At 60.5% G+C, this 24,102-nt stretch carries 26 protein-coding genes, 1 tRNA gene and 1 pseudogene; 19 read left to right on the top strand and 9 right to left on the bottom strand.

Annotation, left to right across the window (positions count from 1 at the left end; translation table 11 throughout):
- Window positions 1–402: 402 nt before the first annotated feature.
- The 7 genes from EQW76_RS11445 to EQW76_RS11410 all read right to left on the bottom strand — a co-directional run bounded on the left by EQW76_RS11445 (window position 403) and on the right by EQW76_RS11410 (window position 4,432).
- Window positions 403–903 carry a hypothetical protein gene (locus EQW76_RS11445; protein WP_142824531.1) on the bottom strand — a complete coding sequence of 167 codons (501 nt, stop codon included), beginning with the start codon at window positions 901–903 and terminating at the stop codon, window positions 403–405.
- Between the two features lie 178 nt (window positions 904–1,081).
- On the bottom strand, window positions 1,082–1,384 hold the full coding sequence (locus tag EQW76_RS11435) for a hypothetical protein (protein WP_142824529.1): 303 nt from the start codon (window positions 1,382–1,384) through the stop codon (window positions 1,082–1,084).
- On the bottom strand, window positions 1,381–1,584 hold the full coding sequence (locus EQW76_RS11430) for a hypothetical protein (RefSeq protein WP_142824528.1): 204 nt from the start codon (window positions 1,582–1,584) through the stop codon (window positions 1,381–1,383). The genes EQW76_RS11435 and EQW76_RS11430 overlap by 4 nt, the downstream gene beginning before the upstream one ends.
- A 15-nt stretch (window positions 1,585–1,599) precedes the next feature.
- Window positions 1,600–1,785 (bottom strand): helix-turn-helix domain-containing protein, encoded by a 186-nt coding sequence (locus EQW76_RS11425; RefSeq protein ID WP_142824527.1) that lies wholly within the window; start codon window positions 1,783–1,785, stop codon window positions 1,600–1,602.
- Between the two features lie 222 nt (window positions 1,786–2,007).
- Window positions 2,008–2,883 (bottom strand): hypothetical protein, encoded by an 876-nt coding sequence (locus tag EQW76_RS11420; protein ID WP_142824526.1) that lies wholly within the window; start codon window positions 2,881–2,883, stop codon window positions 2,008–2,010.
- 122 nt (window positions 2,884–3,005) lie between these two features.
- The gene (locus EQW76_RS11415; protein WP_142824525.1) at window positions 3,006–4,205 is read right to left on the bottom strand and encodes a site-specific integrase; all 1,200 of its coding nucleotides are present in this window, start codon (window positions 4,203–4,205) and stop codon (window positions 3,006–3,008) included.
- Between the two features lie 137 nt (window positions 4,206–4,342).
- Window positions 4,343–4,432 (bottom strand) — tRNA-Ser (locus tag EQW76_RS11410).
- A gap of 293 nt (window positions 4,433–4,725) precedes the next feature.
- Between EQW76_RS11410 and rplU the strand changes: the two genes are divergently transcribed.
- The 11 genes from rplU (at window position 4,726) to modC (ending at window position 14,186) form a co-directional block, all read left to right on the top strand.
- Window positions 4,726–5,043 carry a 50S ribosomal protein L21 gene (gene rplU / locus EQW76_RS11405; protein WP_111222079.1) on the top strand — a complete coding sequence of 106 codons (318 nt, stop codon included), beginning with the start codon at window positions 4,726–4,728 and terminating at the stop codon, window positions 5,041–5,043.
- Window positions 5,044–5,073: 30 nt separating this feature from the next.
- Complete coding sequence (gene rpmA, locus EQW76_RS11400) at window positions 5,074–5,343, top strand: 50S ribosomal protein L27 (RefSeq protein WP_142824524.1); 270 nt, start codon at window positions 5,074–5,076, stop codon at window positions 5,341–5,343.
- Between the two features lie 124 nt (window positions 5,344–5,467).
- Window positions 5,468–6,103, top strand: a complete 636-nt coding sequence (locus tag EQW76_RS11395; RefSeq protein ID WP_142824523.1) for a GNAT family protein — start codon at window positions 5,468–5,470, stop codon at window positions 6,101–6,103.
- Window positions 6,100–6,696 carry a GNAT family N-acetyltransferase gene (locus EQW76_RS11390; protein WP_142824522.1) on the top strand — a complete coding sequence of 199 codons (597 nt, stop codon included), beginning with the start codon at window positions 6,100–6,102 and terminating at the stop codon, window positions 6,694–6,696. Before EQW76_RS11395 ends, EQW76_RS11390 begins: the two co-directional genes overlap by 4 nt.
- A gap of 194 nt (window positions 6,697–6,890) precedes the next feature.
- A complete protein-coding gene (obgE, locus tag EQW76_RS11385; RefSeq protein ID WP_142824521.1) occupies window positions 6,891–7,985 on the top strand; it encodes a GTPase ObgE in 1,095 nt (364 codons plus the stop codon).
- Entirely contained in the window at window positions 7,982–9,148 is a 1,167-nt protein-coding gene (gene proB, locus EQW76_RS11380; protein WP_142824520.1) for a glutamate 5-kinase, read from the top strand. Before obgE ends, proB begins: the two co-directional genes overlap by 4 nt.
- Complete coding sequence (locus EQW76_RS11375; RefSeq protein WP_142824519.1) at window positions 9,141–10,424, top strand: glutamate-5-semialdehyde dehydrogenase; 1,284 nt, start codon at window positions 9,141–9,143, stop codon at window positions 10,422–10,424. The genes proB and EQW76_RS11375 overlap by 8 nt, the downstream gene beginning before the upstream one ends.
- Window positions 10,425–10,461: 37 nt before the next feature.
- On the top strand, window positions 10,462–11,052 hold the full coding sequence (locus tag EQW76_RS11370) for a nicotinate-nucleotide adenylyltransferase (RefSeq protein ID WP_142824846.1): 591 nt from the start codon (window positions 10,462–10,464) through the stop codon (window positions 11,050–11,052).
- 515 nt (window positions 11,053–11,567) lie between these two features.
- Window positions 11,568–12,359: a molybdate ABC transporter substrate-binding protein gene (gene modA / locus EQW76_RS11365; RefSeq protein WP_142824518.1), complete on the top strand. Its 792-nt coding sequence runs from the start codon at window positions 11,568–11,570 to the stop codon at window positions 12,357–12,359.
- 52 nt (window positions 12,360–12,411) lie between these two features.
- Window positions 12,412–13,110, top strand: coding sequence for a molybdate ABC transporter permease subunit (modB, locus tag EQW76_RS11360; protein ID WP_142824517.1), 699 nt, complete (start codon window positions 12,412–12,414; stop codon window positions 13,108–13,110).
- Entirely contained in the window at window positions 13,110–14,186 is a 1,077-nt protein-coding gene (gene modC / locus EQW76_RS11355) for a molybdenum ABC transporter ATP-binding protein (RefSeq protein WP_142824516.1), read from the top strand. The genes modB and modC overlap by 1 nt, the downstream gene beginning before the upstream one ends.
- 9 nt (window positions 14,187–14,195) lie before the next feature.
- Here the strand turns inward: modC and EQW76_RS11350 are convergent, their stop codons facing one another.
- On the bottom strand, window positions 14,196–14,573 hold the full coding sequence (locus tag EQW76_RS11350) for a winged helix-turn-helix domain-containing protein (RefSeq protein ID WP_142824515.1): 378 nt from the start codon (window positions 14,571–14,573) through the stop codon (window positions 14,196–14,198).
- A 253-nt stretch (window positions 14,574–14,826) separates the two neighbouring features.
- Here EQW76_RS11350 and rsfS point away from each other — a divergent pair.
- The 6 genes and pseudogenes from rsfS (at window position 14,827) to EQW76_RS11320 (ending at window position 20,635) form a co-directional block, all read left to right on the top strand.
- Window positions 14,827–15,269, top strand: a pseudogene (gene rsfS / locus EQW76_RS11345) (ribosome silencing factor).
- A 108-nt stretch (window positions 15,270–15,377) separates the two neighbouring features.
- The gene (rlmH, locus tag EQW76_RS11340; protein ID WP_142824514.1) at window positions 15,378–15,860 is read left to right on the top strand and encodes a 23S rRNA (pseudouridine(1915)-N(3))-methyltransferase RlmH; all 483 of its coding nucleotides are present in this window, start codon (window positions 15,378–15,380) and stop codon (window positions 15,858–15,860) included.
- Between the two features lie 208 nt (window positions 15,861–16,068).
- Window positions 16,069–17,463, top strand: coding sequence for a murein hydrolase activator EnvC (locus tag EQW76_RS11335; RefSeq protein ID WP_142824513.1), 1,395 nt, complete (start codon window positions 16,069–16,071; stop codon window positions 17,461–17,463).
- Window positions 17,453–18,775: a S41 family peptidase gene (locus EQW76_RS11330; RefSeq protein WP_142824512.1), complete on the top strand. Its 1,323-nt coding sequence runs from the start codon at window positions 17,453–17,455 to the stop codon at window positions 18,773–18,775. Before EQW76_RS11335 ends, EQW76_RS11330 begins: the two co-directional genes overlap by 11 nt.
- 111 nt (window positions 18,776–18,886) lie before the next feature.
- A complete protein-coding gene (locus tag EQW76_RS11325) occupies window positions 18,887–20,080 on the top strand; it encodes a divergent polysaccharide deacetylase family protein (protein ID WP_142824511.1) in 1,194 nt (397 codons plus the stop codon).
- Window positions 20,081–20,092: 12 nt separating this feature from the next.
- Entirely contained in the window at window positions 20,093–20,635 is a 543-nt protein-coding gene (locus tag EQW76_RS11320) for an RNA pyrophosphohydrolase (protein WP_142824510.1), read from the top strand.
- A 96-nt stretch (window positions 20,636–20,731) separates the two neighbouring features.
- Here EQW76_RS11320 and EQW76_RS11315 read toward each other — a convergent pair whose 3' ends face one another.
- Window positions 20,732–21,430 carry a DUF1013 domain-containing protein gene (locus EQW76_RS11315; RefSeq protein ID WP_111222093.1) on the bottom strand — a complete coding sequence of 233 codons (699 nt, stop codon included), beginning with the start codon at window positions 21,428–21,430 and terminating at the stop codon, window positions 20,732–20,734.
- A gap of 232 nt (window positions 21,431–21,662) precedes the next feature.
- Between EQW76_RS11315 and acs the strand changes: the two genes are divergently transcribed.
- Together acs and EQW76_RS11305 are read left to right on the top strand one after the other, a co-directional pair.
- Complete coding sequence (gene acs / locus EQW76_RS11310; RefSeq protein WP_142824509.1) at window positions 21,663–23,621, top strand: acetate--CoA ligase; 1,959 nt, start codon at window positions 21,663–21,665, stop codon at window positions 23,619–23,621.
- 93 nt (window positions 23,622–23,714) lie between these two features.
- On the top strand, window positions 23,715–23,930 hold the full coding sequence (locus EQW76_RS11305) for a CsbD family protein (RefSeq protein WP_142824508.1): 216 nt from the start codon (window positions 23,715–23,717) through the stop codon (window positions 23,928–23,930).
- The last annotated feature ends 172 nt before the right edge of the window (window positions 23,931–24,102 follow it).

Genomic DNA, 24,102 nt, shown 5'->3' with positions numbered 1-24,102 from the left:
AAAATCACCGTGGCGTATCATTACCAAGGCGGGGCCGGAAATTTCCCAGGGGGCGTTCGGAGTGGACTGGTGTCCAATTCCAAAGTCCAGGCACCAGCGCTTCACCGTTCGAGAGTCTCGTCCAGACAGCTGTTCAGCTCGTTTCATTCCAACGATATCCGTTGGCTTCATGAGGATAGGCCATGGCTTGTCGCTCATGCTGCCACCTCGCATTTCTTTTTCCTCCTAAGCCCCTCTTTGCTCGTCGAGTCGTTTCGGCTTTTGATCGATGACGGTCTAAAGGTCTCTTTTTCTGTTTTTGTTTCTGTTTGTGTCTCCATCTCGGTCTCTGTCTCAGGTCTCTGTCTCTGTCTCTGTGTATCGATACCGGTATCCTGAGCGGTTTCGATACGGGTCAGGTGGTCAGCTTCCAAAAGCTCGTCCTCCGACGCTTGAATTGCGAACGAGGGCGGTGTCGCCCAGTCTGCTGACAGTTCCGCCGGTCCTGGAGGTCCTTGCGGCTAATGCCTCCTCGAACGCCTCTTTCGATTTTGCAAAATCCTCATAGGCCGCGTTTTGGATCACCTCGCTGCTGATCAGGAGGATAAGCCGCTCGGTCCCAGCGGCGTGCTTCGGGTTGCAGATTGGGTTTTCGTTGTACCAACCGCACACGTAGACTTCGGCCGTATCCTCATCGAATAGGACCAAGCCGGTATCCGCAACCGCCTTCCTGGCAGCTTCATATTCGGAAGGGTCACATTTTAAGTCGGTTGCCGCGTAGCCGTCAGGAATACGATAGCAACCGGCAGACGTCTGGTGTTTCCCGCCCATCAAATACAAGTAGACGCATCTACTTTCCCACCCGAGAGACAGGAAGCGGGCATCGTCGAAGATTGCCGGGTTGAGCTTTGTGAAGTCACGCATCAGCCAAAAGCCCTCCGCGCCGTCCGGTATTTCTGGGCTAGGGCACAGGCGTCACACGCTTCCTTGCTCGAAAGCGAGAATCGATCGCGGATGGTAGGAACCGCCATTGCTGGCGGCTCCTCTTGATCGGCAAGCCATTGAGCGGCTTGCACAGTGCGGGGACTTGGTTCCTCGATCGTCATGCTGCGAAACTCCGCTTTTCGCTGTCGTCGACAATCTCGACCCGGGAGCGAAGAACGTATCGGGCATGCGAGCCGGCGAACGGACCTCCATGCTTTTCGTCGATCGTCTCGATCGCAAAGCCAAAGCCCCGCAGTTTAAAAACGTAATGGGACCAACGCGGGCCAGGATGATCGATCGGAGTGCAGCCGGCCGAGCCGGCGTCGATGAGATTGCGCAGCGCCCAGGCGTCCCGGCCAATGACTTTGACCGTCGCGCCGTCGGGAAGGATGCGGGCGGTGATTGTAAGTTTCTGTGTCATGCTGCGCCTCCAAGACCGGAGGCGCGGCAGATGACCTGGGCATGCCAGACCGAAACCGAGAACCGTTTCATTACGGTCCGGATAGCAAGCGTTTCCGATTGAACTTCGTTGTGATTTTCGATAGGCTTCTGAACATCAAGTCCGCCAAGACCTGTGATATTCAAAGCCCTGCCACATCCAGCTGTGGCGGGGTTTTCCATGATTGTCACCCCCCATCAAGCCGCAGTCTTGAGAACGGGGAGAGACAACACATAGTCGTCGATCGAGGCTGTAAGCAGGAGTGTTTTCCGGCCTAGCTTTCGGCCTGAAATCTTGTCTGTCTTGACGAGTTCGTAGAGCTTGGTCTTGCCAATGCCGCAGTAGGCGGTGGCTTCGTCGACAGTCATCGAGAGCTTGGTCATTGATATGTCCAAACCGGAAGACCGTCCGGCGGCGCAAACCTCAGCATGTTCGCTGTGGTTCGCTCGCCATTATTCACATAAACGGGTATCCGTCTTGGTGCGTATGTGACTGCAATGTCTGCAATATTTAGGTTTGAATCGCCCCCCCCTGTGAACCGATCTTTTGGTTCAGAGGTGATTGCGTCTGAACCTTTTAGAAACGACTTTCGGGTTCGTCGAGGTTCACTCCTGCTCTCGTCGGCTAGCTTGGTAGCGCTCGGCGGACGCATGCAACTCTTTGTCACCATAGCGTTCGTGTTGTATCAGCATTGAAAGAGCGCGCGATCGATCCTTTGTTTTAACTTCCGCGACATGCGAGGCTGCAGCGTCCGCAAAAGCTTGGTGCCGAGAGACGGTAAGATGCCCATCAGAGTCGCCTTCCGACTCTCTTAGCCGCTTCTCCCATGTCCTCAGCGTTTCGAGGCTCACTCCAAACGCTTTCGCGACCTCATTCCATGCATCACCGGCGCTCATGAGGCCAGTTTTTCGGCGGAACCTCGCAAAAGTTACAGCTCTCAACTGCTCACGCTGTTCTGTGAAGCTAACCTTTCGACCGGAACGCTTTGGTTCGAGGATCGGCATCACCTCGCCGTATTCAAGGGCGCGCAATGCATCCGCAAGTTCTTCGGCGATATCACCCGGGAATGAGCTATTCATCACACTCAGGATGTTAGCCATAGCACGCCGCTTGTCCTCGACGCTGACTGTTCTTTCGTGTCGATGGTATTCGACTGCAGCTATTTCATGCCTATGATCATCAACCTCGCGCTTTGCTTCCTGATAAGCGGGGAGACTGCGGCTTGTTGGGTTGCCACGCGGAAGAAATTGTTTGCGATGGATTGCTAGGCCAAGCTGGTGATCGATGGCCCAGCTAGCAAGTTCTTTGACTATTGCGCCCAATTTATAAAGCGCATCGAATGCAAAACTATCCTTCCCAGCGGCGTTTGCGTCTAAATCGGGGTTGGTCAGATCACGTAATTTGACAAGTTGACCGATCATCCTTTGAGCGTGCTCACTGATCTCGCCGACCTCGTGCCGGTAGTTTCGTTTCTTGGTCAAATAAGGGTCGTTAGAATTGTCGGAAGACATCGCGCACCTTTGCGAAGCACCATATGACCGCAGGGAAACCGGTGGTGCTGACCGGCTTGTCGGGTGCCCCCTATCCCTGCGGATGCATTCGACTAGGCGGCTGAGAACGCCACAACGTTGCCAGCGCGCTTCGTCGTCGAAATATATTTGTCCCAGGCGTCCATGAGCTTTCGACGCTTCGCTAATGCATCGCTGCGGCGATAAGCACGCTCCGTCTCGTCGCCGACGGCGTGCGCCAGTGCGGCCTCCGCAATCTCTCGAGGAAATGTGGTCGCGTCGCCACACCAGTCGCGAAACCCCGATCGGAAACCATGGACGGTGAACGCATCGAACTTCATCCGGCGCATCAGCATTGTCATGGCAAGATTGGAAAGCGAGCTGTCTTTCTTTTGGCCAGGAAACACATAGTCGTTGCGGCGACATTCAAGCATCAGTTTGAGTACATCTATGGCGCGAGCCGAGAGCGGAACCCGATGCTCGACGCCCATCTTCATACGCTCGGCTGGAACAGTCCAGACTTTCGCGGCCATGTCGATCTCGTCCCACTTGGCTCCTATCACTTCACCCGTTCGCGAAGCCGTCAGAATCAGGAATTCGAGGGCATGCGCTGAGCAGGCGCTCGACGCTCGGAGAGCGGCAGAAAAGGCCGGCAGTTCCTCATATCCCATTGCGGCATGATGGCCACGCTGAAGCTTTTGTCTCGGCGGCAAGATACTGCTCAGGTGCCCGCGCCAAAGCGCCGGGTTCTCTCCGAAGCGCCAGCCCTTGGCTTTGGCGAAGTCAAGAACGCGTTCCATCCGGCCCCGGACACGAGATGCGGTTTCGTTCTTGGTAGCCCAAATCGGCTGAAGAGCTTTAAGGACATCATCGACGCCGATTGTGGAAACCTTCTTGCTACTCATTGCCTTGCAATAGGTCTCAAGCGTGTTCCGCCACTGCTGCCGGTGCTTCTCGTTTTTCCAATGGCCTTCATTCGAGGCAAGAAACTGCTCAACGCATTCAGCAAACGTGGGCTCGGCCTCTTTTGCCTTCTCGGCGATGGGGTCTCTGCCTTCGGCAACGGCCTGCCGCGCGTCGGTGGCCTTGCTGCGAGCTTTGGAGAGGGAGATTTCCGGATAGGCACCCATCCCCATTTCGCGGCGCTTGGCATCCCTTGTCCACATAAAGACCCAGGATTTTGTCCCGGTCGGCCCGACGTTTAGGTAAAGCCCGCCGCCATCACTGAGTCGCCCTGGGCTAAGCTTGCCGGATTTGATTTGAGTGTCAGAAAGCTTTTGCGTTACCCGAGCCATCCGTCCCTACTTCCATCCCCACTTGAACACGCGGTTTACCGCGAGCAACTGCGAACGACTGTAGCACGCAAGGGGATCAAAAGCTATATTCTGCGGGGGATTTGCGAACGGTTGCGAACGCACCTAATAAGGTGGTATGGCGGAGAGGGTGGGATTTGAACCCACGGTGCCCTTGCAGGCACGCCGCATTTCGAGTGCGGTACATTCAACCACTCTGCCACCTCTCCGCGGAACCGGTTGACGCTGTGAAGCGCGCCGTCCTCTTACCGATAGAAAGTCCGGATGGCAAGGGTGAAAGTCGAAGCTTTTCACCCTTTTGCCTTGACACAATTTGACCCCTCGCGTATGTGCCCGATCCAATAGGTGCGGAGAAGTCCGCTCCCTTTGCGCTTCCGCGTTCCGCGCAAGCATCACCGGCAGGCCGGTTCGGGCACAAGGCCCGCCTCGCCTGCTCAATGTCGACTGATAAAAAGACGGCCCCCAAAGCGGGAGAGCCGGAACGAACATGAAAGGATAACCAATGTTCGCAGTCATCAAGACCGGCGGTAAGCAGTACCGTGTGGCAGCAAACGACGTGCTGACCATCGAGAAGCTCGACGTCATCGCCGGCGATATCGTAGAATTTAACGAAGTCCTGATGATCGGCGTCGGCGCCGACGCTTCCATCGGCGCGCCCTTCGTTGTCGGCGCAACCGTCAAGGCTGAGGTTGTCGAACACAACCGCGCCCGCAAGGTCATCGCCTTCAAGAAGCGTCGTCGTCAGAATTCCAAGCGTTCGCGCGGTCATCGTCAGCATCACACGGTTGTCCGCATCACCGACATCGTCGCTGCCGTTTAAGATCACGGACAGGTTTAAAGGAGAAATCCCATGGCACATAAAAAAGCAGGCGGTTCGTCGCGCAACGGTCGTGATTCCGAATCCAAGCGTCTCGGCGTGAAGAAGTTCGGCGGCGAAGCTGTGATTGCAGGTAATATCATTCTGCGCCAGCGTGGCACGCAGTGGCATCCGGGCGCCAATGTCGGCCTCGGCAAGGACCACACGATCTTCGCGCTCACTCCCGGTAACGTCGCCTATCGCACCAAGGCCAATGGCCGCGTGTACGTATCCGTGATGCCGAAAGCCGAAGCAGCAGAATAAAGCCGGAAGCGTTTAAGCAGCCGGCGTCTCATCGACCCGGCTGACCGCATCAGGTTCAGTCTTTGAAAACGGGGAGATGGGGCGCCATCTCCCTTTTTTCTTTTCCCACAAGGAGGACTGAACGATGCAAAGCGAACTGTTAAGGGAGGACCAATCGCGGTCGCCCGAAGACCGGTTGAGGCCGGAGAGGTTAAGACCCGATTGCCCCGTCTTGTTATCGGAGCGGCTCGTTCTGCGCGCGCCCCACAAAGACGACATCGAAGCCCTTGCCCATCTCGCCAATAACGCCAATGTCGCCACCATGGTCTCGCGCATGCAGCACCCGTATACGACCCGGGACGCCGCCGATTTTGTGCGCCGCACGACGTCTGGCGAGATTGGCAAGTGCCTCTATGCGATCACCAAAATGGAAAACGGCGCCTTTCTCGGCTGTTGCGGCATAGAACCGGGCCAGGATCCGACGACTGTCGAAATCGGCTACTGGCTGGGCGAGCCCTACTGGAACCAGGGCTTCATGACGGAAGCGGCTCACGCGCTGATAGACATGGTGTTCCGCACGCGGCCTGAGGTCGACCAGATCGATGCCCGCTGCCGGGTCACCAACGTCGCCTCTCGTCGGGTGATCCACAAGTGCGGGTTCCAGTTCCAGGGCGCCGGGCTGGCAGCGTCCCTGGCGCTTGGCAGCACGGTCTCCGTCGAATGGTTCCGGCTGGATCGCCGCACCTGGATGTCGTTGCGCAGCTGGGGGGCACTGAGATGAACGCCGCTGTCCTCTCGCGCCGGTCGCAGCAGATCGCGGCACCCGGCCCGGAACCGGTTATCCGCACCGCCCGGCTGACACTGCGGCCGCATCGCCTTGGCGACGCTGACGCGATTACGGGATCTCTGTCGGATTTCGCGGTCACCCGCATGCTGGCGCGTGTGCCGGTCCCTTACCACCGGCAGGACGCGCTCGACTGGCTGGTGCCGCGAGCCTCCGGTCTGCTCGCGGACTGGGCGCTGGCGATTACCGAGGGCGATGACGATGTCCACATCGGCACGGTCGGCATCGAACTGCGCCACGATCGCTGGCACGTCGGCTACTGGCTGAACCGCTACTACTGGCGGCGCGGGTTCATGGGCGAGGCTGTGGCAGCCGCGCTGGAACGCTTCAGCCGGCGGATGCCAGGCGAAGACATCCATTCCGGTGTTTTCGTCGACAATCCGGCGTCGCTGAAGCTGCAGGAGAAACTCGGCTTCCGCATCACCGGTTGCGCGGAAGTCTTCAGCTTTGCCCGCAGCACCATGGTTCCGCACGTCGAAACCCTGCTGTTGCCGGGCGATCTGCGCACCAGCGCTAGTGCCAGTGCCTGACGCAGACAGAGCCTGACATAGACAAAACCGTCGCCGGTTCGCCGGCGGCGGCTTCTTATAGACCAGACAGCAAGACCCCCGCAGGCGGCTATGCTATAGCTGCTGCAGATGACGATAATCTTTGACCTCCGGCAGAACCGCCTATATCGAAGGCGGCATGACGGGCGCAAACTGACCGAATAGCGAAGAATACGATGAAATTTCTTGACGAAGCAAAAGTCTACATCCGCTCCGGCGACGGCGGTGGCGGCAGCGTCTCATTCCGCCGGGAAAAATTCATCGAGTTCGGCGGCCCCGACGGCGGCGACGGCGGACGCGGTGGCGACGTCTGGGTCGAGGCGGTCAACGGCTTGAATACGCTGATCGATTTTCGTTTCCAGCAGCATTTCAAGGCGCAGATCGGTACCCATGGCATGGGCCGCAACCGCACCGGTGCAAACGGCGAGCACGTCACGCTGAAGGTGCCGGTGGGCACGCAGGTCTTCGAGGAAGACGCCGAGACGATGATCTGCGACCTGACCTTCGAAGGCCAGCGCTTCCGCATCGCCGCCGGCGGTAATGGCGGCTTCGGCAATGCCCATTTCAAATCCTCTACCAACCAGTCGCCGGATTGGGCCAATCCTGGTCTCGAGGGCGAGGAAAAGACCATCTGGCTGCGGCTGAAGCTGATCGCCGATGCAGGCCTCGTCGGCATGCCGAATGCCGGCAAGTCGACCTTCCTCGGCGCAGTTACGCGTGCCCGCCCGAAGATTGCCAATTACCCCTTCACCACGCTGCATCCCAACCTCGGTGTCGCAACCGTCGACGGCACGGAATTCATTCTAGCCGACATTCCGGGCCTGATCGAAGGCGCCCATGAGGGCGTCGGCATCGGCGACCGTTTCCTCGGCCATGTCGAGCGCACCCGCGTGCTGCTGCACCTGGTCTCCGCCCAGGAAGAAAAGGTCGGCAAGGCCTACAAGACAGTCCGCCACGAGCTCGAGGCCTATGATGAGGAGCTGGGCGAAAAGCTGGAAATCGTCGCCCTGTCGCAGGTCGACATTCTCGACGATGCGGAACTGAAGAAGAAAACGAAGGAGCTTGCCCGCGCCTGCGGTCACACGCCGTACCAGATTTCGGCGATCACCGGCAAAGGCATGACGGACCTTTTGCGCGCGCTGCGCGACATCATCGCTATCGGCGAAACCGAAGACAAGCCGATGAAGGCGCTGAAAAACCGCCACCGGGATACGGTCGACCTGGTCGCGGATGAAGCCAACGAAAGCGGGGACGAGGAGCGCGAGGGATGACAGCCCGACAACCGCTCGACCGCTACCGGCGAATCGTCATCAAGATCGGCTCGGCGCTGCTGGTCGACCGCGGCACCGGGTTGAAGAAGGCCTGGCTCGATGCGATCTGCGCCGACATCGCCGCGCTGAAGGCAAAGGGCGTCGATGTCCTTGTCGTCTCCTCGGGAGCCATCGCGCTCGGCCGCTCCGTGCTCGATCTTGCCAGCGGCGCGCTGAAGCTCGAGGAGAGCCAGGCGGCTGCGGCGGTCGGGCAGATTGCGCTCGCCCGCGCCTGGTCGGGAAGCCTTTCCCGTGACGACATCGTTGCCGGCCAGATCCTGCTGACGCTTGGCGACACCGAGGAGCGACGCCGCTATCTCAATGCCCGCGCCACCATCAGCCAGCTCCTGAAACTCGGTGCGGTACCGATCATCAATGAGAACGACACGGTCGCCACCAGCGAAATCCGCTATGGCGACAACGACCGGCTGGCCGCGCGCGTCGCCACCATGACCGGCGCAGACCTGCTGATCCTGTTGTCCGATATCGACGGCCTCTACACCGCCCCGCCTCACCTCGACCCAAATGCCCGGTTCCTCCACACGATTGCTGAAATCACGCCCGAAATCGAGGCGATGGCCGGCGGCGCTGCCTCGGAACTATCACGCGGCGGCATGCGCACCAAGATCGATGCCGGCAAGATCGCCACCGGTGCCGGCTGCGCCATGATCATTGCATCTGGCAAGACTGACCGGCCTCTTTCCGCCATCGACCAAGGTGCCCGCTCCTCCTGGTTTGCGCCCTCTGGCACACCGGTCACAGCGCGCAAGACCTGGATTGCCGGGCAGCTGCAGCCGGCAGGCGAACTGCATGTCGATGCCGGCGCCGTCACCGCGCTCGGTGCAGGCAAGAGCTTGCTGCCTGCTGGCGTGCGCTCCGTGATCGGTCACTTCGGACGCGGCGATACCGTCGCCGTCATCGGTCCCGCCGGCCGCGAGATCGGCCGTGGCCTTGCCGGCTACGATGCCGAAGAGGCACGGCAGATTACCGGCCGCAAGTCGGCGGAGATCGAGGCCATTCTCGGCTATGCCGGCCGCGCCGCCATGGTTCACCGCGACGATCTGGTAATGACGGCGTCGGGAACGCAAGGCACAGCAAGCCGAAAGGACGAGGCGCATGCTTGATCACGTAGCAGCCAGCCCTGATATCGACCGGCTGATGGATGAAATCGGTCGCCGGGCCCGCGCTGCGGCGCGTCCGCTGTCGTTTGCCTCTGCTCAATCGAAAACCCGCGCCCTCAATGCCATGGCGGATGCCATTCTTTCAAAGCGGGACCACATATTGGCTGAGAATGCCAGGGATCTTGGCGACGTGGAAGGCACCGGCATGCTCGCATCGTCGATCGACAGGTTGACGCTGACCGAGGCACGCATCGACGCCATGGCCGACGGCATCCGCACGATTGCCGCACTGGCCGATCCGGTCGGCGAAGTCATTGCCGCCTGGGAACGCCCGAACGGGCTGCAGATCGAGCGCGTCCGCACGCCGCTCGGCGTCATCGGCGTCATCTTCGAAAGCCGCCCCAACGTTACCGCCGATGCTGGTGCACTCTGCCTGAAAGCCGGCAATGTCGCCATTCTGCGCTGCGGCAGCGATTCGCGCCGTTCCTCGCAGGCAATCCATGCCTGCCTCGTCGAGGGATTGAAGGCGGCAGGCTTGCCGGAATACGCGATCCAACTTGTCCCGGTTACCGATCGGGCAGCCGTCGGCGCAATGCTGTCCGGGCTCGATGGAAATATCGACGTCATCGTCCCGCGCGGCGGCAAAAGCCTCGTGGCGCGGGTGCAAAGCGAGGCCCGCGTTCCGGTCTTTGCCCACCTCGAGGGTATCTGCCACATCTACATCGATGCGTCTGCGAAACTGGAAATGGCAAAGCAGATTGTCGTCAACGCCAAGATGCGCCGTACTGGCGTGTGTGGCGCGGCCGAGACGCTGCTTGTCGACCGGGCGGCAGCGGCAACCCACCTCAAGCCGCTCGTCGACGCTCTTGCGGCGGCCGGCTGCGAAGTTCGCGGATCGGCCGACGTGCTTCATGCTATCCCCGCATTGAAGGCTGCCACCGAGGAGGATTGGTCGACGGAGTATCTCGATGCCATTATATCGATTGCTATGGTTGATGGCATCTCGGGCGCTATCGAACATATAGCCCGCTATTCATCCAATCACACCGAGGCTGTCATTGCTGAAGACCCCGAAGTGGTGGGGCGCTTCTTCACGGAGGTGGATTCAGCAATCCTGCTGCACAACGCGTCGACGCAATTTGCCGATGGCGGTGAGTTCGGCATGGGCGCGGAAATCGGCATTGCCACCGGAAAGATGCATGCGCGCGGACCTGTCGGCGTCGAACAACTGACGTCGTTCAAATACCGGGTACGCGGCAGCGGACAGATACGGCCCTGATGTGACAGCAGACAGGATCGACGCCCACTATCTTCGTATGCCCCATGCCGAGCGCGGAATGGTCGTCGGCCTGTTCGGCGGCTCCTTCAATCCGCCGCACCCCGGCCATGTGCTGGTTGCAGAAATTGCCATCCGCCGGCTGGGCCTCGACCAGCTCTGGTGGATGGTGACGCCCGGCAACCCTTTGAAGAATACCAATCAGCTCGCCCCGATGGCAGAGCGCATCGCACTCAGCGAAAAGATTGCGATCGATCCCCGCATCAAGGTGACCGGCTTCGAGCAGGCGCTCAACATGCGCTATACGGCCGATACGCTGGCCCGCGTCAAGGCGCTGAACAGCCACGTGCATTTCATCTGGATCATGGGCGCCGATAGCCTGAACACGTTCCACAAATGGCAGAAGTGGCAGACCATCGCCAATACTTTCCCGATCGCCGTGATCGATCGGCCGGGTTCGACGCTCTCGCACCTGTCGGCAAAGATGGCGAAGACCTTTCACTACGCCCGTGTCGACGAAGACGACGCAAGGGTGCTGTGGAAGAAGCGTGCACCGGCCTGGACATTCATCCACGGTCCGCGCTCGACGCTGAGCTCGACCGCTCTCCGCGAAGAGCAGCAGAAAACCTGAATTTCCGAAATTTGAAATCCTCAAAAATGAAAAGCCCGACGGGGGAGGAGATCCGTCGGGCCTATCAAAACTGATCGACAACCGGGAGGAGGAGTGTCATCGATCCAAAATCGAATGGCGCTGGGAGGAGGAGTGCGCCGTTCGATGAGTTAAATCTAGCACAGCTGTCGAGAAGTAAAATCGTTGATATCGCAACGCAGCCATGCATTTTACAAATGACAGAAAAGTGCAAATGCACAAAATTAAATCTTTCGTAAGCTTTCGCGCGAGATCACACCGACCACCTACGCTGTTGACGACGCCCTGCCCCCAAAAGACGCTGGGGCGCCATGTTGCAGCCCGATGGATGTCACAGGGGCCTACAGAGCCATGCGAAATCGACCAAGTCAGTAGGGAATAGCAATCGGCGAAATCTCTGAAATCATTGTCGATTAATCGTGTTGACGAAACCGACGCTGGTCAAATCGCGCGAAGCGATATATTCCTGAAAATACTTCGCCAATTTGGAGATTACCATGCCGACCCGCCGTTCCTGGATGAAACTTGCCGCTGTAGCCATTGTCGCCGGCTGGCTCGGATTGACCACCGGCGTCTCTCCCTCGGCAGCGGCGGAAAAAATAACCGTGTTCGCTGCCGCCAGCATGAAGAACGCCCTCGACAGCGCAAACGCCGCTTACACCGCCCAGAGCGGCAAGCAGATCACCGTGTCCTATGCCGCGAGTTCGGCGCTGGCAAAGCAGATCGAGAGCGGCGCACCTGCAGATATCTTCATTTCGGCCGACACCGACTGGATGGCATACCTCGGCAACAAGAACCTGCTGAAGCCGGATACGCAGGTAAACCTATTGGGCAACCAGATCGTGCTCGTTGCCCCCCGCGACAAAGCGAAGCCGGTTGATATCAAGGCCGGCATGGATTTCTCCGCCCTCCTCGGCGACGGTCGCCTGGCGATGGGCCAGGTCGATTCCGTGCCAGCCGGTAAATACGGCAAGGCAGCCCTCGAAAAACTGGGGATCTGGCCGTCGGTCGAAAGCAAGGTTGCCGGTGCCGAAAGCGTGCGCGCTGCGCTGGCGCTGGTATCGCGCGGCGAAGCCCCCTACGGAATTGTCTATCAGACGGATGCCGCCTCCGACCCGGGCGTCGCCATCGTCGGCACTTTTCCAGCAGACAGCCACCCGCCCATCATCTATCCGCTCGCCATCACTGCCAGCAGCAGGAACAAGGATGTCGATGCCTATTACGACTTCCTCAAGTCGTCCAAGGCGGAGCCTTTCTTCGAGCACGAAGGTTTCACCATCCTGAACTGAACATCGCCTGCCTGCTGCATGACCGGCGGACCAACAGGGAAAGAGAGCGGTTTTGGAGGGATGGCATTTAAGCAGTGACGAGTGGACGGCGATTCTGCTTAGCCTGCGCGTCGCTAGCGTGGCCATGCTGGTGAGCCTGCCATTCGGGGTCGCCGCAGCGCTGCTTCTCGCTCGCGGCCGGTTCTTTGGAAAATCGCTGCTGAACGGCATCATCCATATGCCGCTGATCCTGCCGCCGGTCGTCACCGGTTTTCTGCTGCTGATCCTGTTCGGTCGCCGCGGCGTCATCGGCGCCTTCCTCGACAACCATTTCGGCATCGTCTTTTCTTTTAGATGGACCGGTGCCGCGCTCGCCTGCGGAATCATGGGGTTCCCCCTGATGGTACGCAGCATCCGGCTGTCGCTGGAAGCCGTCGACCGCAAGCTGGAGGAGGCTGCAGGAACGCTGGGTGCCAGTCCTGTGTGGATATTCCTCACCGTCACCTTGCCGCTCACGCTCCCCGGTATCATTGCCGGCATGATCCTCTCATTTGCCAAGGCGATGGGGGAATTCGGCGCCACCATCACCTTCGTCTCCAACATTCCTGGCGAAACCCAGACGCTTTCGTCGGCAATCTATACCTTCACTCAGCTCCCCGGCGGCGATGCGGGCGCGCTGAGGCTCACCGTCGTCGCGGTGCTGATTTCCATGACCGCACTGCTGGCGTCCGAGTTTCTTGCCCGTTGGGTCGGCCGCAGGGTGGACGTCTGATGACGCTGACGGTGAACATCCGCCACAGGCTCGGCGCTTTTGCGCTGGACGCTGCCTTTACCGCAGAGGGCGGGGTTACGGCCCTGTTCGGCCGCTCCGGCTCTGGGAAGACCTCGCTCATCCGCAGCATTGCCGGGCTGATCCACCCCGACCACGGCCACGTTGCGCTCGATGGCAGGGTGCTGACGGACACGGACCAAAATATCTTCGTGCCCCGCCATCGCCGCCGTTTCGGCTACGTCTTTCAGGAGGCACGGCTGTTTCCGCATCTGTCGGTTCGCCACAACCTCGGCTATGGCCGCTGGTTCGCGCCGAAAACGACCGACCGCGACGATTTCGACAGCGTCGTCGATCTACTCGGGCTCGGCCCGCTTCTGGAGCGCCGACCCGGCAAGCTGTCGGGCGGCGAAAAGCAGCGGGTGGCAATCGGCCGTGCCCTGCTCTCCAACCCGCGCCTGTTGCTGATGGACGAGCCGCTGGCGGCACTCGACGAGGAGCGCAAGGCAGAGATCCTGCCCTATCTTGAACGGCTGCGCGACGAGACGAAAATCCCGATCGTCTATGTCAGCCACGCGATTGCAGAGGTCGCGAGGCTCGCAAGCCGCGTCGTCCTTTTGCGCGACGGCCATGTGGAAGCGGTCGGCAGCGCCGTCGAGGTTTTGAGCCTGCCATCGACGGCGGAGGGCGCCGAGCGCCGCGAGGCCGGCGTGCTGCTGGAAGGCCGCATCGACAGCATCTCGCAGACCCATCTCCTATCGACCGTCGCCCTGAAGACCGCGAAACTGCAGGTGCCGGGGACAGGATTTCCGGTCGGCAGGATGGTGCGGATCCACGTCCCCGCCCGCGATGTGATGCTGGCGACCGTGCGCCCGGAAGGCCTCAGCGCGCTCAATATTCTCGAAGGAACGATCACCTGGATCGGCGTGGTCGCCAACGGTGCGCTGGAAGTCCGCCTCAACTGTGGCGGCGACCCGATCCTGTCGCGGATTACCCAGCTGTCAGGCGAAAGACTGCGCTTGGCAGTGGGCATGACCGTTTTTGCAGTCATCAAGACAGTCGCCCTGCAAAACGGATGACCGGTGTTATCACGCTTCCGGCAACCCCTGCGGACGGTAGTGCTCCTGCAGCCACAGCAGATCGTCGGCGAGAACGAGGGCGACCGCCCGCTCCATCGCCCGGAACCGCTCGAGCAGCGCCTCGCCGAAGGGTGTCAGCACCGCACCGCCACCCTTCTGGCCGCCCCGCTGCGATTCGACCGAGGGCACGTCGAACATGCGGTTGAGGTCGCTGACCAGAAGCCATGCGCGGCGGTAGGACATATCCATGGCTCGCCCCGCCGCCGAAATCGAGCCCGTCCTGCGGATGTGCTCAAGCAGCTCCATCTTGCCCCGGCCAAGCCGATCCTGTCCCGTGAAACGGATGCGCAGGATGGCGTCTATCGTGTCGTTGGAATGTCTGGTCATGGCCCGCAGCTTTTGAGCGTTGTTTCCCTATACGCGCAGCACTCTTGGCTGTATACGGCCGTACCCGAGGCATCGATATGGGCCAATGGGAAGGCCGACGGGCAAAAATTCGCAGATCGGTGCCGAAAACGCATCGCTGGCCGAGAAACTGAGCCCCGACCGCCGATGCCGAGCTGCACGCGTCTTGAAACCTTAGTGCTTTGATGCCTATCTTGAGAACTGATTTGAACGACAGTTCGAATCAATCGCGTGCATGTTCTGTTACTCCTGAAAGGAAAAGCACTGACAACAGTACACGCCAAGGGACGAACGCTAGCCGTTGCCCCGAAGAGCCCGGAACGTGGCGTTGATGCCGCCGCCCGCGCCCTGCAAGCCGTCCTCAACAGCCTTGAGGACTCCAAAGCTGAAGACATCGTCACCATCAACATTGCGGGCAAATCCGCGCTGGGCGACTACATGGTTGTGGTCTCCGGGCGCTCAAACCGCCATGTCCTGGCGATCTCCGATCACCTCACGTCCGATATCAAGGGCGAAGGTCTCGGCAACCCGCGCGTCGAAGGTCTCGACGCAGGCGACTGGGTTCTGATCGACACTGGTGACATCATCGTCCACGTCTTCCGTCCGGAAATCCGCGAGTTCTACAACATCGAAAAGATGTGGGCCGCGCCGGATCTCGACGAGGGCACGATACACTAGCAGATCCGGTTTCCCCGGCTGCTGCGCAGGTTTGACTGGCCGCAACGGCATCTGTCGCGCGGCTAAGAAATATGTGCGGCCGTGCTGGCCATCGTCTCTGGAGTGAACATGCGGATTGGATTGTTTGCCGTTGGCCGGCTGAAGACCGGCCCGGAGAAGGATCTCGCGGCCCGCTATTTCGACCGGTTCGCCAAGACGGGCCCAGCCATCGGGCTGGATTTCTCGCGCGTCACCGAAGTCGCGGAAAGTCGTGCCTCGAACGGCGAAACGCGCAAGCGCGAGGAGGCGGCCATGCTGCTGAAATCGCTGCCGGACGCCAGTATCCTCATGCTGCTCGACGAGCGCGGCAAAGCGATGGACAGCGAGGCATTTGCTGCGCTCCTTGGCCAGTACCGGGACCAGGGCAAGCGCGACCTGACGATCGCCATCGGCGGCGCGGATGGCCTCGATCCTTCGCTCTACGACAGGGCAGACAGCACGATCTGTCTCGGCAAGATGACCTGGCCACACCAGCTTGTGCGGATTCTTATTGCCGAACAGCTCTACAGGGCGGTCACCATTCTCTCCGGCCACCCCTACCATCGCGTCTGAAAGTGGCGGATCGCTCACACAGCCGTGTTTTGATTTCGTCACCGAACTGGCGATATGTCTTGGCCATCGGCGGCAAATCAGCTTACGCCTTGCGCGATAGAGAAATCCTAAGCCATCCGCGATGAAACGATCCGCCGCCCCTCTGCCGCGTCTGCTCCCGCCGCCTCTCGCGGCAGCTACCCGTGCGGCCTTTTTGTGTGCAGCCGTAATGCTCGCGGCAGCTCCGGTGATCCAGGGATATCAGGCGCGCGCCGAGGATGGCGCTGCCGATCCGACGTCGTCGCGGTTGCCACCGGACCAGCAAACCGCCCCCGATACAGCCACCGCAAACCCGCCGGCGCCCGATCCGGCAGCCGACCTTGCCGAAAAACGCGACCAGACACGAGCCGAACTCGATAGCCTGTCGAAGACGATCACCCTCTCTGCCGAAAAGCAGAAGCAGCTTCAGGAAAGTGTAGCGGCGCTCGACAAGAGCAATGCCAGCCTGCGCCAGGCGCTGATCGATTCGGCATCGCGCCGCAAGACGATGGATCGCAAGATCGAAGACAGCGAAAGGGCGCTGACCGATCTGAAGGTCAAGGAGGGCGGCGTCCGTCGCTCGCTTCACGAACGGCGCGGTCTCCTGGCCGAGGTTTTGGCAGCGCTGGAGCGCATGGGCCGCGACCCGCCTCCGGCCCTGCTCGTCAGCCCCGACGACGCCCTCAATTCGGTGCGAAGCGCCATCCTGCTCGGCGCCGTGGTGCCCGGCATGCGCAAAGCGACTGAAAAGCTGCTTGCAGACCTCGGCGAACTGTCGACGCTGGAAGCCTCCACGGCCAAGGAAAAGGCAAACCTTTCCGCAACGCTCACGTCCAGTCTGGAGGAAGAGCGGCGTATGGATCTGCTGATCGCCGAGAACGACCGGCAGAGCAGGGAAAGCGCCGCTCAGATAGAGGACGAGCGCAAGCGTGCCGAGCAACTGGCAGGTAAGGCAACCAGCCTGGAAGGCCTTGTAGCCTCTCTCGAAAGCCAGATCGGCTCGGTGCGCAGCGCGGCAACGGCTGCCCGCGAGGAAGAACAACGCCGGCAAATGATGACCGACGAGCAGCGTGCCGAAGCCAAGGCCCTGGCCGAAAGCGGGGTGCCCGATAAAAACCGCATTGCCCCCGCATATCGATTTTCAGACCTAAAGCAGAAGCTCGAGCTGCCTGTGGCCGGTGATATTCTTCGGCACTTTGGAGACGACGACGGAACGGGACACACGGCCGCTGGCATGACGCTCGCAACCGGCCCCGGCGCGCTCGTCACGGCGCCCGCCGATGGCCTGGTGGTGTATGCCGGCGCTTTCCGCAGCTACGGCCAGATGATCATCCTCGATACCGGCGACGGCTTCCACATGGTTCTGTCCGGAATGGACGCCATCAAGACGCGCCAGGGAAAATTTGTTTTCGCCGGAGAACCGGTTGCGGTGATGGGCGAGAAAAGAGTGGCAAGTGCGACAGCATTGGCGCTGGAAACAAACAAGCCAACGCTTTACATTGAATTGAGAAAAGACGGAAAACCGGTTGATTCCCAACCCTGGTGGACCGCAAAGGATACTGGAAAGGCACGCAATGATTCGTAGGGCTTCTCTTGTCGTCATCGGCGCATTGATGGGTGCGACCGCCATGGGCGTCATTTACTCAGCGGGAGTCCCGGCGGAAGCTGCGAGCGGTTCCACGTATAAGGAATTGTCGGTATTCGGCGATGTCTTCGAGAGGGTTCGGGCGCAATACGTTACGCCTCCCCAGGAAGACAAGCTCATCGAGGCGGCCATCAATGGCATGCTTGCCTCGCTCGATCCGCATTCGAGCTACATGAATGCCAAGGATGCCCAGGACATGCGCACCCAGACCAAGGGTGAGTTTGGCGGTCTCGGCATCGAGGTAATGATGGAGAAGGACCAGATCAAGGTCGGCTCCACGATCGAGAATACCCCCGCCGACAAGGCCGGCGTCAAGGCTGGCGACTTCATCACCGCAATCGACGGATCGCCTGTAAAGGGCCTGAAACTCGAAGATGCCGTGCTGAAGATGCGCGGCGAGGTCAAGACGCCGATCAAGCTGACACTGCAGCGCGTCGGTGTCGATAAGCCGATCGAACTGACGATTGTCCGCGACATCATCCCGGTCGCCGCCGTCCGCTCGCATGTCGAAAACGATGTCGGCTACATCCGGATCCTGCAGTTTACCGAGAAGACCACACCGGATCTCGAAGCTGCCATCCAGAAGATCAAGCAGACCGTGCCAGCCGACAAGCTCAAGGGCTATGTCCTCGACCTGCGCCTCAACCCGGGCGGCTTGCTCGACCAGGCGATCAACGTCTGCGACGACGTCCTGGAGCGTGGCGAAGTGGTCTCGACCCGCGGCCGTAACCCGGACGAAACCCGCCGCTACAACGCCGGTCCGGGCGATCTGACAGACGGCAAGCCGATCATCGTGCTGATCAATGGCGGCTCCGCCTCCGCATCGGAAATCGTTGCAGGCGCCCTGCAAGACCTGCGCCGTGCCACGATCCTCGGCACGCGCTCCTTCGGCAAGGGGTCGGTCCAGACGATCATCCCGCTCGGTGAGAACGGTGCCTTGCGCCTGACCACGGCGCTCTATTACACGCCATCGGGCCGCTCGATCCAGGGCACCGGCATCACGCCTGACATCAAGGTCGACGAGCCGCTGCCGGACGATCTCAAGGGCAAGATGGTCTCCGAAGGCGAATCCACCCTGCGCGGTCACATCAAGGGCCAGTCTGAAACCGACGAAGGATCGGGCTCGGAAGCCTATGTGCCACCGGAGGTCAAGGACGACGTTCAGCTGAACTACGCGCTCGACCTGCTACGTGGCGTCAAGAAAGACCCCGCCTTCCCGCCAAATCCGGACAAGGCTGTAGTCGCCAAGTAAGACGTCGTATAGTAGGACGTCGCCAAGACAGAAAATGGCGCCGGGCTGGAAACAGACCCGGCGCCTTCACGACGCGGAACGACGATTTCCGATGTGGGGCGGACAAGGAAATTGGGAACGGACCTACACGCACCGCTGGGACAGAACCGCCCGCCTCGCCGCAATAGGCGCCTGCCGCCGGTGGGCCGTATGCTGGCAGCCCTCTGCCTGATCGCAATCGCCGGCTTCTCCCTCTACACCGCGCTGATCCGCGATCCCTTCCAAAAATCTCCCCCCGTCGAAACCGCCGCCAAGGCACCGCCACCGGCTGAAACCGGGGATACGCCGTCGGAGGATGCGGCAGCCGTGTCGACGGGCATGCCGCAGGCAGACCCGCAATCCGGCGCCAACGTCGAGCGCAACCTCACCGGCGACGGTTCTGTTGTGACAACCTACACGCCAAAGCCGCGGGACGGCTCAGGGCCGGTCCTCGTCAGGGCCAACCAGATCGGCCAGGATCCCCGCATGGCGGCAACGCCCAATGATGCGTTGCTGGAAAACTCACCGTTCGGCCGGCTCCCCATCACCTCTCCCGCCGGCCTGCGGCCGATGGATCAATATGCGCGGCCCTGGTCCGGCGCCCACGGCACGCGCATCGCCATCGTCGTTGGCGGCCTCGGCCTCAGCCAGACCGGTACGCAGCGGGCCATAAAGCAGCTGCCGGAGGAAGTAACCCTTGCCTTTGCGGCCAGCGGCAACAGCCTGCAGCGCTGGATGCAGGACGCCCGTCGCAGCGGCCACGAAATCCTGCTGCAGGTACCGCTGGAGCCCTTCGATTATCCGGCCAACAACCCCGGTGCCGATACGTTGTTGACATCGCAGCCAGCGGCGAAAAACGTCGAAAACCTGCACAAGGCGATGGCTGAAATCACCAATTACACCGGCATCATGAATTATCTCGGCGGCCGCTTTCTGTCGAACCCGACCGCTTTTGAACCGGTTCTGCGCGATGTCGGCAAACGCGGCCTGCTATTCCTTGACGATGGCTCATCTGCGCAATCGAAATCCGGCACGATCGCCAAGGCGCTCGCCGTGCCGCATGCTTTTGCCGACATCCAGCTGGACAGCGAACTGAATGGCGACGCGATCACCCGGAAACTGGACGAGCTTGAGCGTATCGCCCGCCGCAACGGCTCGGCAATCGGCGTCGCATCCGCATTCGACGAAAGTGTCGACGCAATTTCCGCCTGGAGCGAGAATGCCGCAACGCGCGGCATCGAGATCGTTTCCGTCTCGGCGCTCGCCAACGATCCGAAACATCCCTGACCGGAGGATATGATGAGCAAGAATCCTAATCCCGTAAAAGCCGAGGACCTGCCTTATCGCCCCTGCGTCGGGGTGATGATCCTCAACGCCGAGGGCCTCGTCTGGGCCGGCCGGCGCATTCCCATCGGCAATTCCGAATATGATGGCTCGGAAAATCTCTGGCAGATGCCGCAAGGCGGCATCGACGAGGGCGAAGATCCGCTGGAAGCGGCCTATCGCGAACTCTACGAGGAGACGGGGATGAAAACCGTCACCCTGCTTGCCGAAGCCAGCGACTGGATCAACTACGATCTGCCACCCGAACTGATCGGCATCGGCCTGAGGGGGAGGTTTCGCGGCCAGACACAGCGCTGGTTCGCCTTCCGCTTCGATGGCGACGAAAGCGAGATCGCCATCAACCCGCCACCCGGCGGCCACGAGCCGGAATTCGACCAGTGGGAATGGAAGCCTATGGAGGAATTGCCGGAACTGATCGTCACCTTCAAGCGTGGCGTCTACGAGCGCGTCGTTGCCGAATTCCGCCATCTGGCCACACTTGGCAAGAGCAGCGACTGATCGACGTTGCCTGAAGCACAATCGGTATAGCTCTACCCTATAACGCCAGACCCCGGCAAAAGCCGGGGTCTGATACATGCAAACATCGATAAGACCTCAGTACTGGTCTTCGTCCTCGTCCTTCGGGGCGCGAAGGGACTTGAGCTTGGCGAAGACGGCATCGGCGTCGATCGCCTTTTCCTTTTCTTCGCGCTCGTAGGAGAATGGCAGCTTTTCGGTTTCCTGCGACGGCTGCAGGGTTGCGCCGAGTTCGGCAGCTGTCGGCAGCGGACGGCCCTTGGCAGCCTTCTCGACTTCCATGTCGAGGTCGATCTGGCTGCATAGACCGAGCGTCACCGGATCCATTGGCGCAAGGTTGGTCGAATTCCAGTGGGTGCGGTCACGGATCTGCTCGATCGTCGACTTGGTGGTGCCGACCAGGCGCGAGATCTGCGCGTCCTTCAGTTCCGGGTGATTGCGCACCAGCCAGAGGATCGCATTGGGGCGGTCCTGGCGCTTCGACACCGGCGTATAACGCGGGCCGCGACGCTTGGATTCCGGAACGCGCACTTTCGGTTCGGAAAGCTTCAGCTTGTAATCCGGCTTGCCTTCGGCGCGGGCGATTTCCTCGCGCGACAGCTGGCCGGTGGAAATCGGGTCGAGGCCCTTGATGCCCTGCGAGGCTTCGCCATCGGCAATGGCTTTGACTTCCAGCGGGTGAAGCTTGCAAAACTGCGCGATCTGTTCGAACGACAAGGCGGTGTTGTCGACAAGCCAGATGGCCGTAGCTTTCGGCATAAGCAGTTGTTGAGCCATGGGTATAGTCCTTCTGTCCGTCCGCGCCGGGGTCGCGGTCCGTGGGTGTTTTCACCACTGATGTCCGGGAAATGACGCCCTGTATATCCTCAGTGCCGCATAATTGCAATTCTTTGCGGATGAAATGCTCTTTGTCCAATGGACGCCGTATCTTAAGGTGCTATCTGTGGGGACAAAGACCGCAGTTTTTGTGAAAAAACGCGGGCCTAGCCGGACATTTCGAGGAGGAATCATGTCTGAAAAAATTTATCCGGTCACAAAGCCGGCCAGGCAGAATGCGCTGATCACCAAGGAAAAATACGAGACCTGGTACGCAGACAGCATCGCCGATCCCGACGCCTTCTGGGGCGAGCACGGCAAGCGCATCGATTGGTTCAAGCCCTACACCAAGGTCAAGAACACATCGTTCACCGGCAAGGTGTCGATCAAGTGGTTCGAGGACGGGCTGACCAACGTTGCCTATAACTGCATCGATCGCCATCTCGAAAAGCGCGGCAACCAAGTTGCCTTCATCTGGGAGGGCGACAATCCTTACATCGACAAGAAGATCACCTATAACGAACTCTACGATCAGGTTTGCCGGCTTGCCAACGTGCTGAAGAAGCACGGCGTCAAGAAGGGCGACCGCGTCACCATCTACATGCCGATGATCCCGGAAACCGCCTATGCGATGCTCGCCTGCGCCCGCATAGGCGCCGTGCACTCCGTCGTCTTCGGCGGCTTTTCGCCGGACGCGCTGGCAGGCAGAATCGTCGATTGCCAATCGACGTTCATCATCACTTCCGACGAGGGCGTACGCGCCGGCAAGCCAGTGCCGCTGAAGGACAACACCGATACGGCAATCCACATCGCCGCCCGCCAGCAGGTCATGGTCGACAAGGTGCTGGTCGTGCGCCGCACCGGCGGTAAGACCGGCTGGGCGCCCGGCCGCGACCTCTGGTACCACCAGGAAATGGCCGCCGTGACGGCGGATTGCCCGCCTGCGAAGATGAAGGCCGAGGACCCGTTGTTCATCCTCTACACCTCGGGCTCGACCGGCAAGCCGAAGGGCGTACTGCACACGACGGGCGGCTACCTCGTCTATGCGGCCATGACGCACGAATACACCTTCGATTACCATGACGGCGATATTTACTGGTGCACCGCCGATGTTGGCTGGGTCACAGGCCATTCCTATATCGTCTACGGTCCACTCGCCAACGGCGCGACATCTGTCATGTTCGAGGGCGTGCCCAATTTCCCCGACCAGGGCCGTTTCTGGGAGATCGTCGACAAGCACAAGGTCAACATTTTCTACACTGCGCCAACCGCAATCCGCTCGCTGATGGGGGCAGGCGACGAGTTCGTTACTCGCGCCTCACGCGCCAGCCTGAGGCTGCTCGGCACAGTCGGCGAACCCATCAACCCGGAAGCCTGGAACTGGTATTACAATGTCGTCGGCGATGGCAGATGTCCGGTGGTCGACACCTGGTGGCAGACCGAGACCGGCGGACACATGATCACGCCGCTGCCCGGCGCTACGGATCTGAAACCGGGCTCGGCCACCAAGCCGTTCTTCGGAGTCATTCCCGAGCTGGTCGATGCCGAGGGCAGGGTGCTCGAGGGTGCCGCAGACGGTAATCTCTGCATCGCCGACAGCTGGCCCGGCCAGATGCGCACGCTCTATGGTGACCACAAGCGTTTCATCGAGGCCTATTTCTCTACCTACAAGGGCAAATACTTCACCGGCGACGGCTGCCGGCGCGACGCCGATGGCTATTATTGGATAACCGGCCGTGTGGACGACGTACTCAACGTCTCCGGCCACCGGCTTGGAACGGCGGAGGTCGAATCGGCGCTGGTGTCGCACAACCTTATCTCGGAAGCCGCTGTCGTCGGTTACCCTCATGCAATCAAGGGGCAGGGGATCTACTGCTACGTGACGCTGATGTCCGGCCACGAAGGCACCGATGCGCTGAGGGCCGAGCTCATCAAGCATGTGCGGACCGAGATCGGCCCAATCGCCACGCCAGACAAGATCCAGTTCTCGCCGGGCCTTCCGAAAACGCGCTCGGGAAAGATCATGCGCCGTATCCTGCGCAAGATCGCCGAGGACGATTTCGCGGCGCTGGGAGATACCTCCACCCTTGCCGATCCCGCCGTCGTCGACGACCTCATCGCCAACCGCCAGAACAAGGCAGAGGCAGCCTGACGACAGTGGTCTTACCTCTTGCGCTTCCGGACGCTGGCGGAACCAATCCTGTACCAGTTCGTTAGCTGATTAGAAGTTCAAAGGAGAAGTCACATGGGTAGCACATCAGACAAGGCCTCGGGTCTCGCCAATGAAGCCGTCGGCAACGTCAAGCAGGGCGTTGGCAAGCTTGTCGGCAACGAAAAGCTGCAGGCTGAGGGCAAGCTGCAGGAAATAAAGGGCGAAGGCCAGCAGGCACTTGGCGACGCCAAGGACACCGTCAAGGACGGCGCCGCAGCAGCTTCGGACTACGCCAACAAGAAGCTCTGAGCTTTCTAGAGACACAGAATTTTAAAAGGACGGGGATCGCATCTCCGTCCTTTTTGCATTCGGAGCGGAAGTGTCGTGACTGCCTGAGCATGGTCGAAGCAGGCCCCTTCTATAAACCGGCAGATATGTCAACCTCGCCATGCAACCTTTTCTGCACTGGCGCATTGTATAG

The sequence above is a fragment of the Rhizobium sp. rho-13.1 genome, from assembly GCF_007000305.1.
GTDB classification, from domain to species: Bacteria; Pseudomonadota; Alphaproteobacteria; order Rhizobiales; family Rhizobiaceae; genus Rhizobium; species Rhizobium rhododendri.
Note: the sequence above shows the minus strand (reverse complement) of the source record. Positions and strands in the feature narration are given on the sequence as shown.

Excerpts from the sequence above, each read along its gene's own strand:
- rplU (WP_111222079.1), top strand. The coding sequence starts at position 4,726 with ATGTTCGCAGTCATCAAGACCGGCGGTAAGCAGTACCGTGTGGCAGCA.
- EQW76_RS11320 (WP_142824510.1), top strand. The coding sequence starts at position 20,093 with ATGAGCAAGAATCCTAATCCCGTAAAAGCCGAGGACCTGCCTTATCGC.
- rlmH (WP_142824514.1), top strand. The coding sequence starts at position 15,378 with ATGCGGATTGGATTGTTTGCCGTTGGCCGGCTGAAGACCGGCCCGGAG.
- modA (WP_142824518.1), top strand. The coding sequence starts at position 11,568 with ATGCCGACCCGCCGTTCCTGGATGAAACTTGCCGCTGTAGCCATTGTC.
- EQW76_RS11335 (WP_142824513.1), top strand. The coding sequence starts at position 16,069 with ATGCTCGCGGCAGCTCCGGTGATCCAGGGATATCAGGCGCGCGCCGAG.
- EQW76_RS11390 (WP_142824522.1), top strand. The coding sequence starts at position 6,100 with ATGAACGCCGCTGTCCTCTCGCGCCGGTCGCAGCAGATCGCGGCACCC.
- obgE (WP_142824521.1), top strand. The coding sequence starts at position 6,891 with ATGAAATTTCTTGACGAAGCAAAAGTCTACATCCGCTCCGGCGACGGC.
- EQW76_RS11395 (WP_142824523.1), top strand. The coding sequence starts at position 5,468 with ATGCAAAGCGAACTGTTAAGGGAGGACCAATCGCGGTCGCCCGAAGAC.
- proB (WP_142824520.1), top strand. The coding sequence starts at position 7,982 with ATGACAGCCCGACAACCGCTCGACCGCTACCGGCGAATCGTCATCAAG.
- EQW76_RS11370 (WP_142824846.1), top strand. The coding sequence starts at position 10,462 with ATGCCCCATGCCGAGCGCGGAATGGTCGTCGGCCTGTTCGGCGGCTCC.
- rpmA (WP_142824524.1), top strand. The coding sequence starts at position 5,074 with ATGGCACATAAAAAAGCAGGCGGTTCGTCGCGCAACGGTCGTGATTCC.
- EQW76_RS11315 (WP_111222093.1), bottom strand. The coding sequence starts at position 21,430 with ATGGCTCAACAACTGCTTATGCCGAAAGCTACGGCCATCTGGCTTGTC.
- EQW76_RS11425 (WP_142824527.1), bottom strand. The coding sequence starts at position 1,785 with ATGACCAAGCTCTCGATGACTGTCGACGAAGCCACCGCCTACTGCGGC.
- EQW76_RS11350 (WP_142824515.1), bottom strand. The coding sequence starts at position 14,573 with ATGACCAGACATTCCAACGACACGATAGACGCCATCCTGCGCATCCGT.
- acs (WP_142824509.1), top strand. The coding sequence starts at position 21,663 with ATGTCTGAAAAAATTTATCCGGTCACAAAGCCGGCCAGGCAGAATGCG.
- EQW76_RS11445 (WP_142824531.1), bottom strand. The coding sequence starts at position 903 with ATGCGTGACTTCACAAAGCTCAACCCGGCAATCTTCGACGATGCCCGC.
- EQW76_RS11375 (WP_142824519.1), top strand. The coding sequence starts at position 9,141 with ATGCTTGATCACGTAGCAGCCAGCCCTGATATCGACCGGCTGATGGAT.
- modC (WP_142824516.1), top strand. The coding sequence starts at position 13,110 with ATGACGCTGACGGTGAACATCCGCCACAGGCTCGGCGCTTTTGCGCTG.
- EQW76_RS11330 (WP_142824512.1), top strand. The coding sequence starts at position 17,453 with ATGATTCGTAGGGCTTCTCTTGTCGTCATCGGCGCATTGATGGGTGCG.
- EQW76_RS11415 (WP_142824525.1), bottom strand. The coding sequence starts at position 4,205 with ATGGCTCGGGTAACGCAAAAGCTTTCTGACACTCAAATCAAATCCGGC.
- EQW76_RS11305 (WP_142824508.1), top strand. The coding sequence starts at position 23,715 with ATGGGTAGCACATCAGACAAGGCCTCGGGTCTCGCCAATGAAGCCGTC.
- EQW76_RS11435 (WP_142824529.1), bottom strand. The coding sequence starts at position 1,384 with ATGACACAGAAACTTACAATCACCGCCCGCATCCTTCCCGACGGCGCG.
- EQW76_RS11430 (WP_142824528.1), bottom strand. The coding sequence starts at position 1,584 with ATGGAAAACCCCGCCACAGCTGGATGTGGCAGGGCTTTGAATATCACA.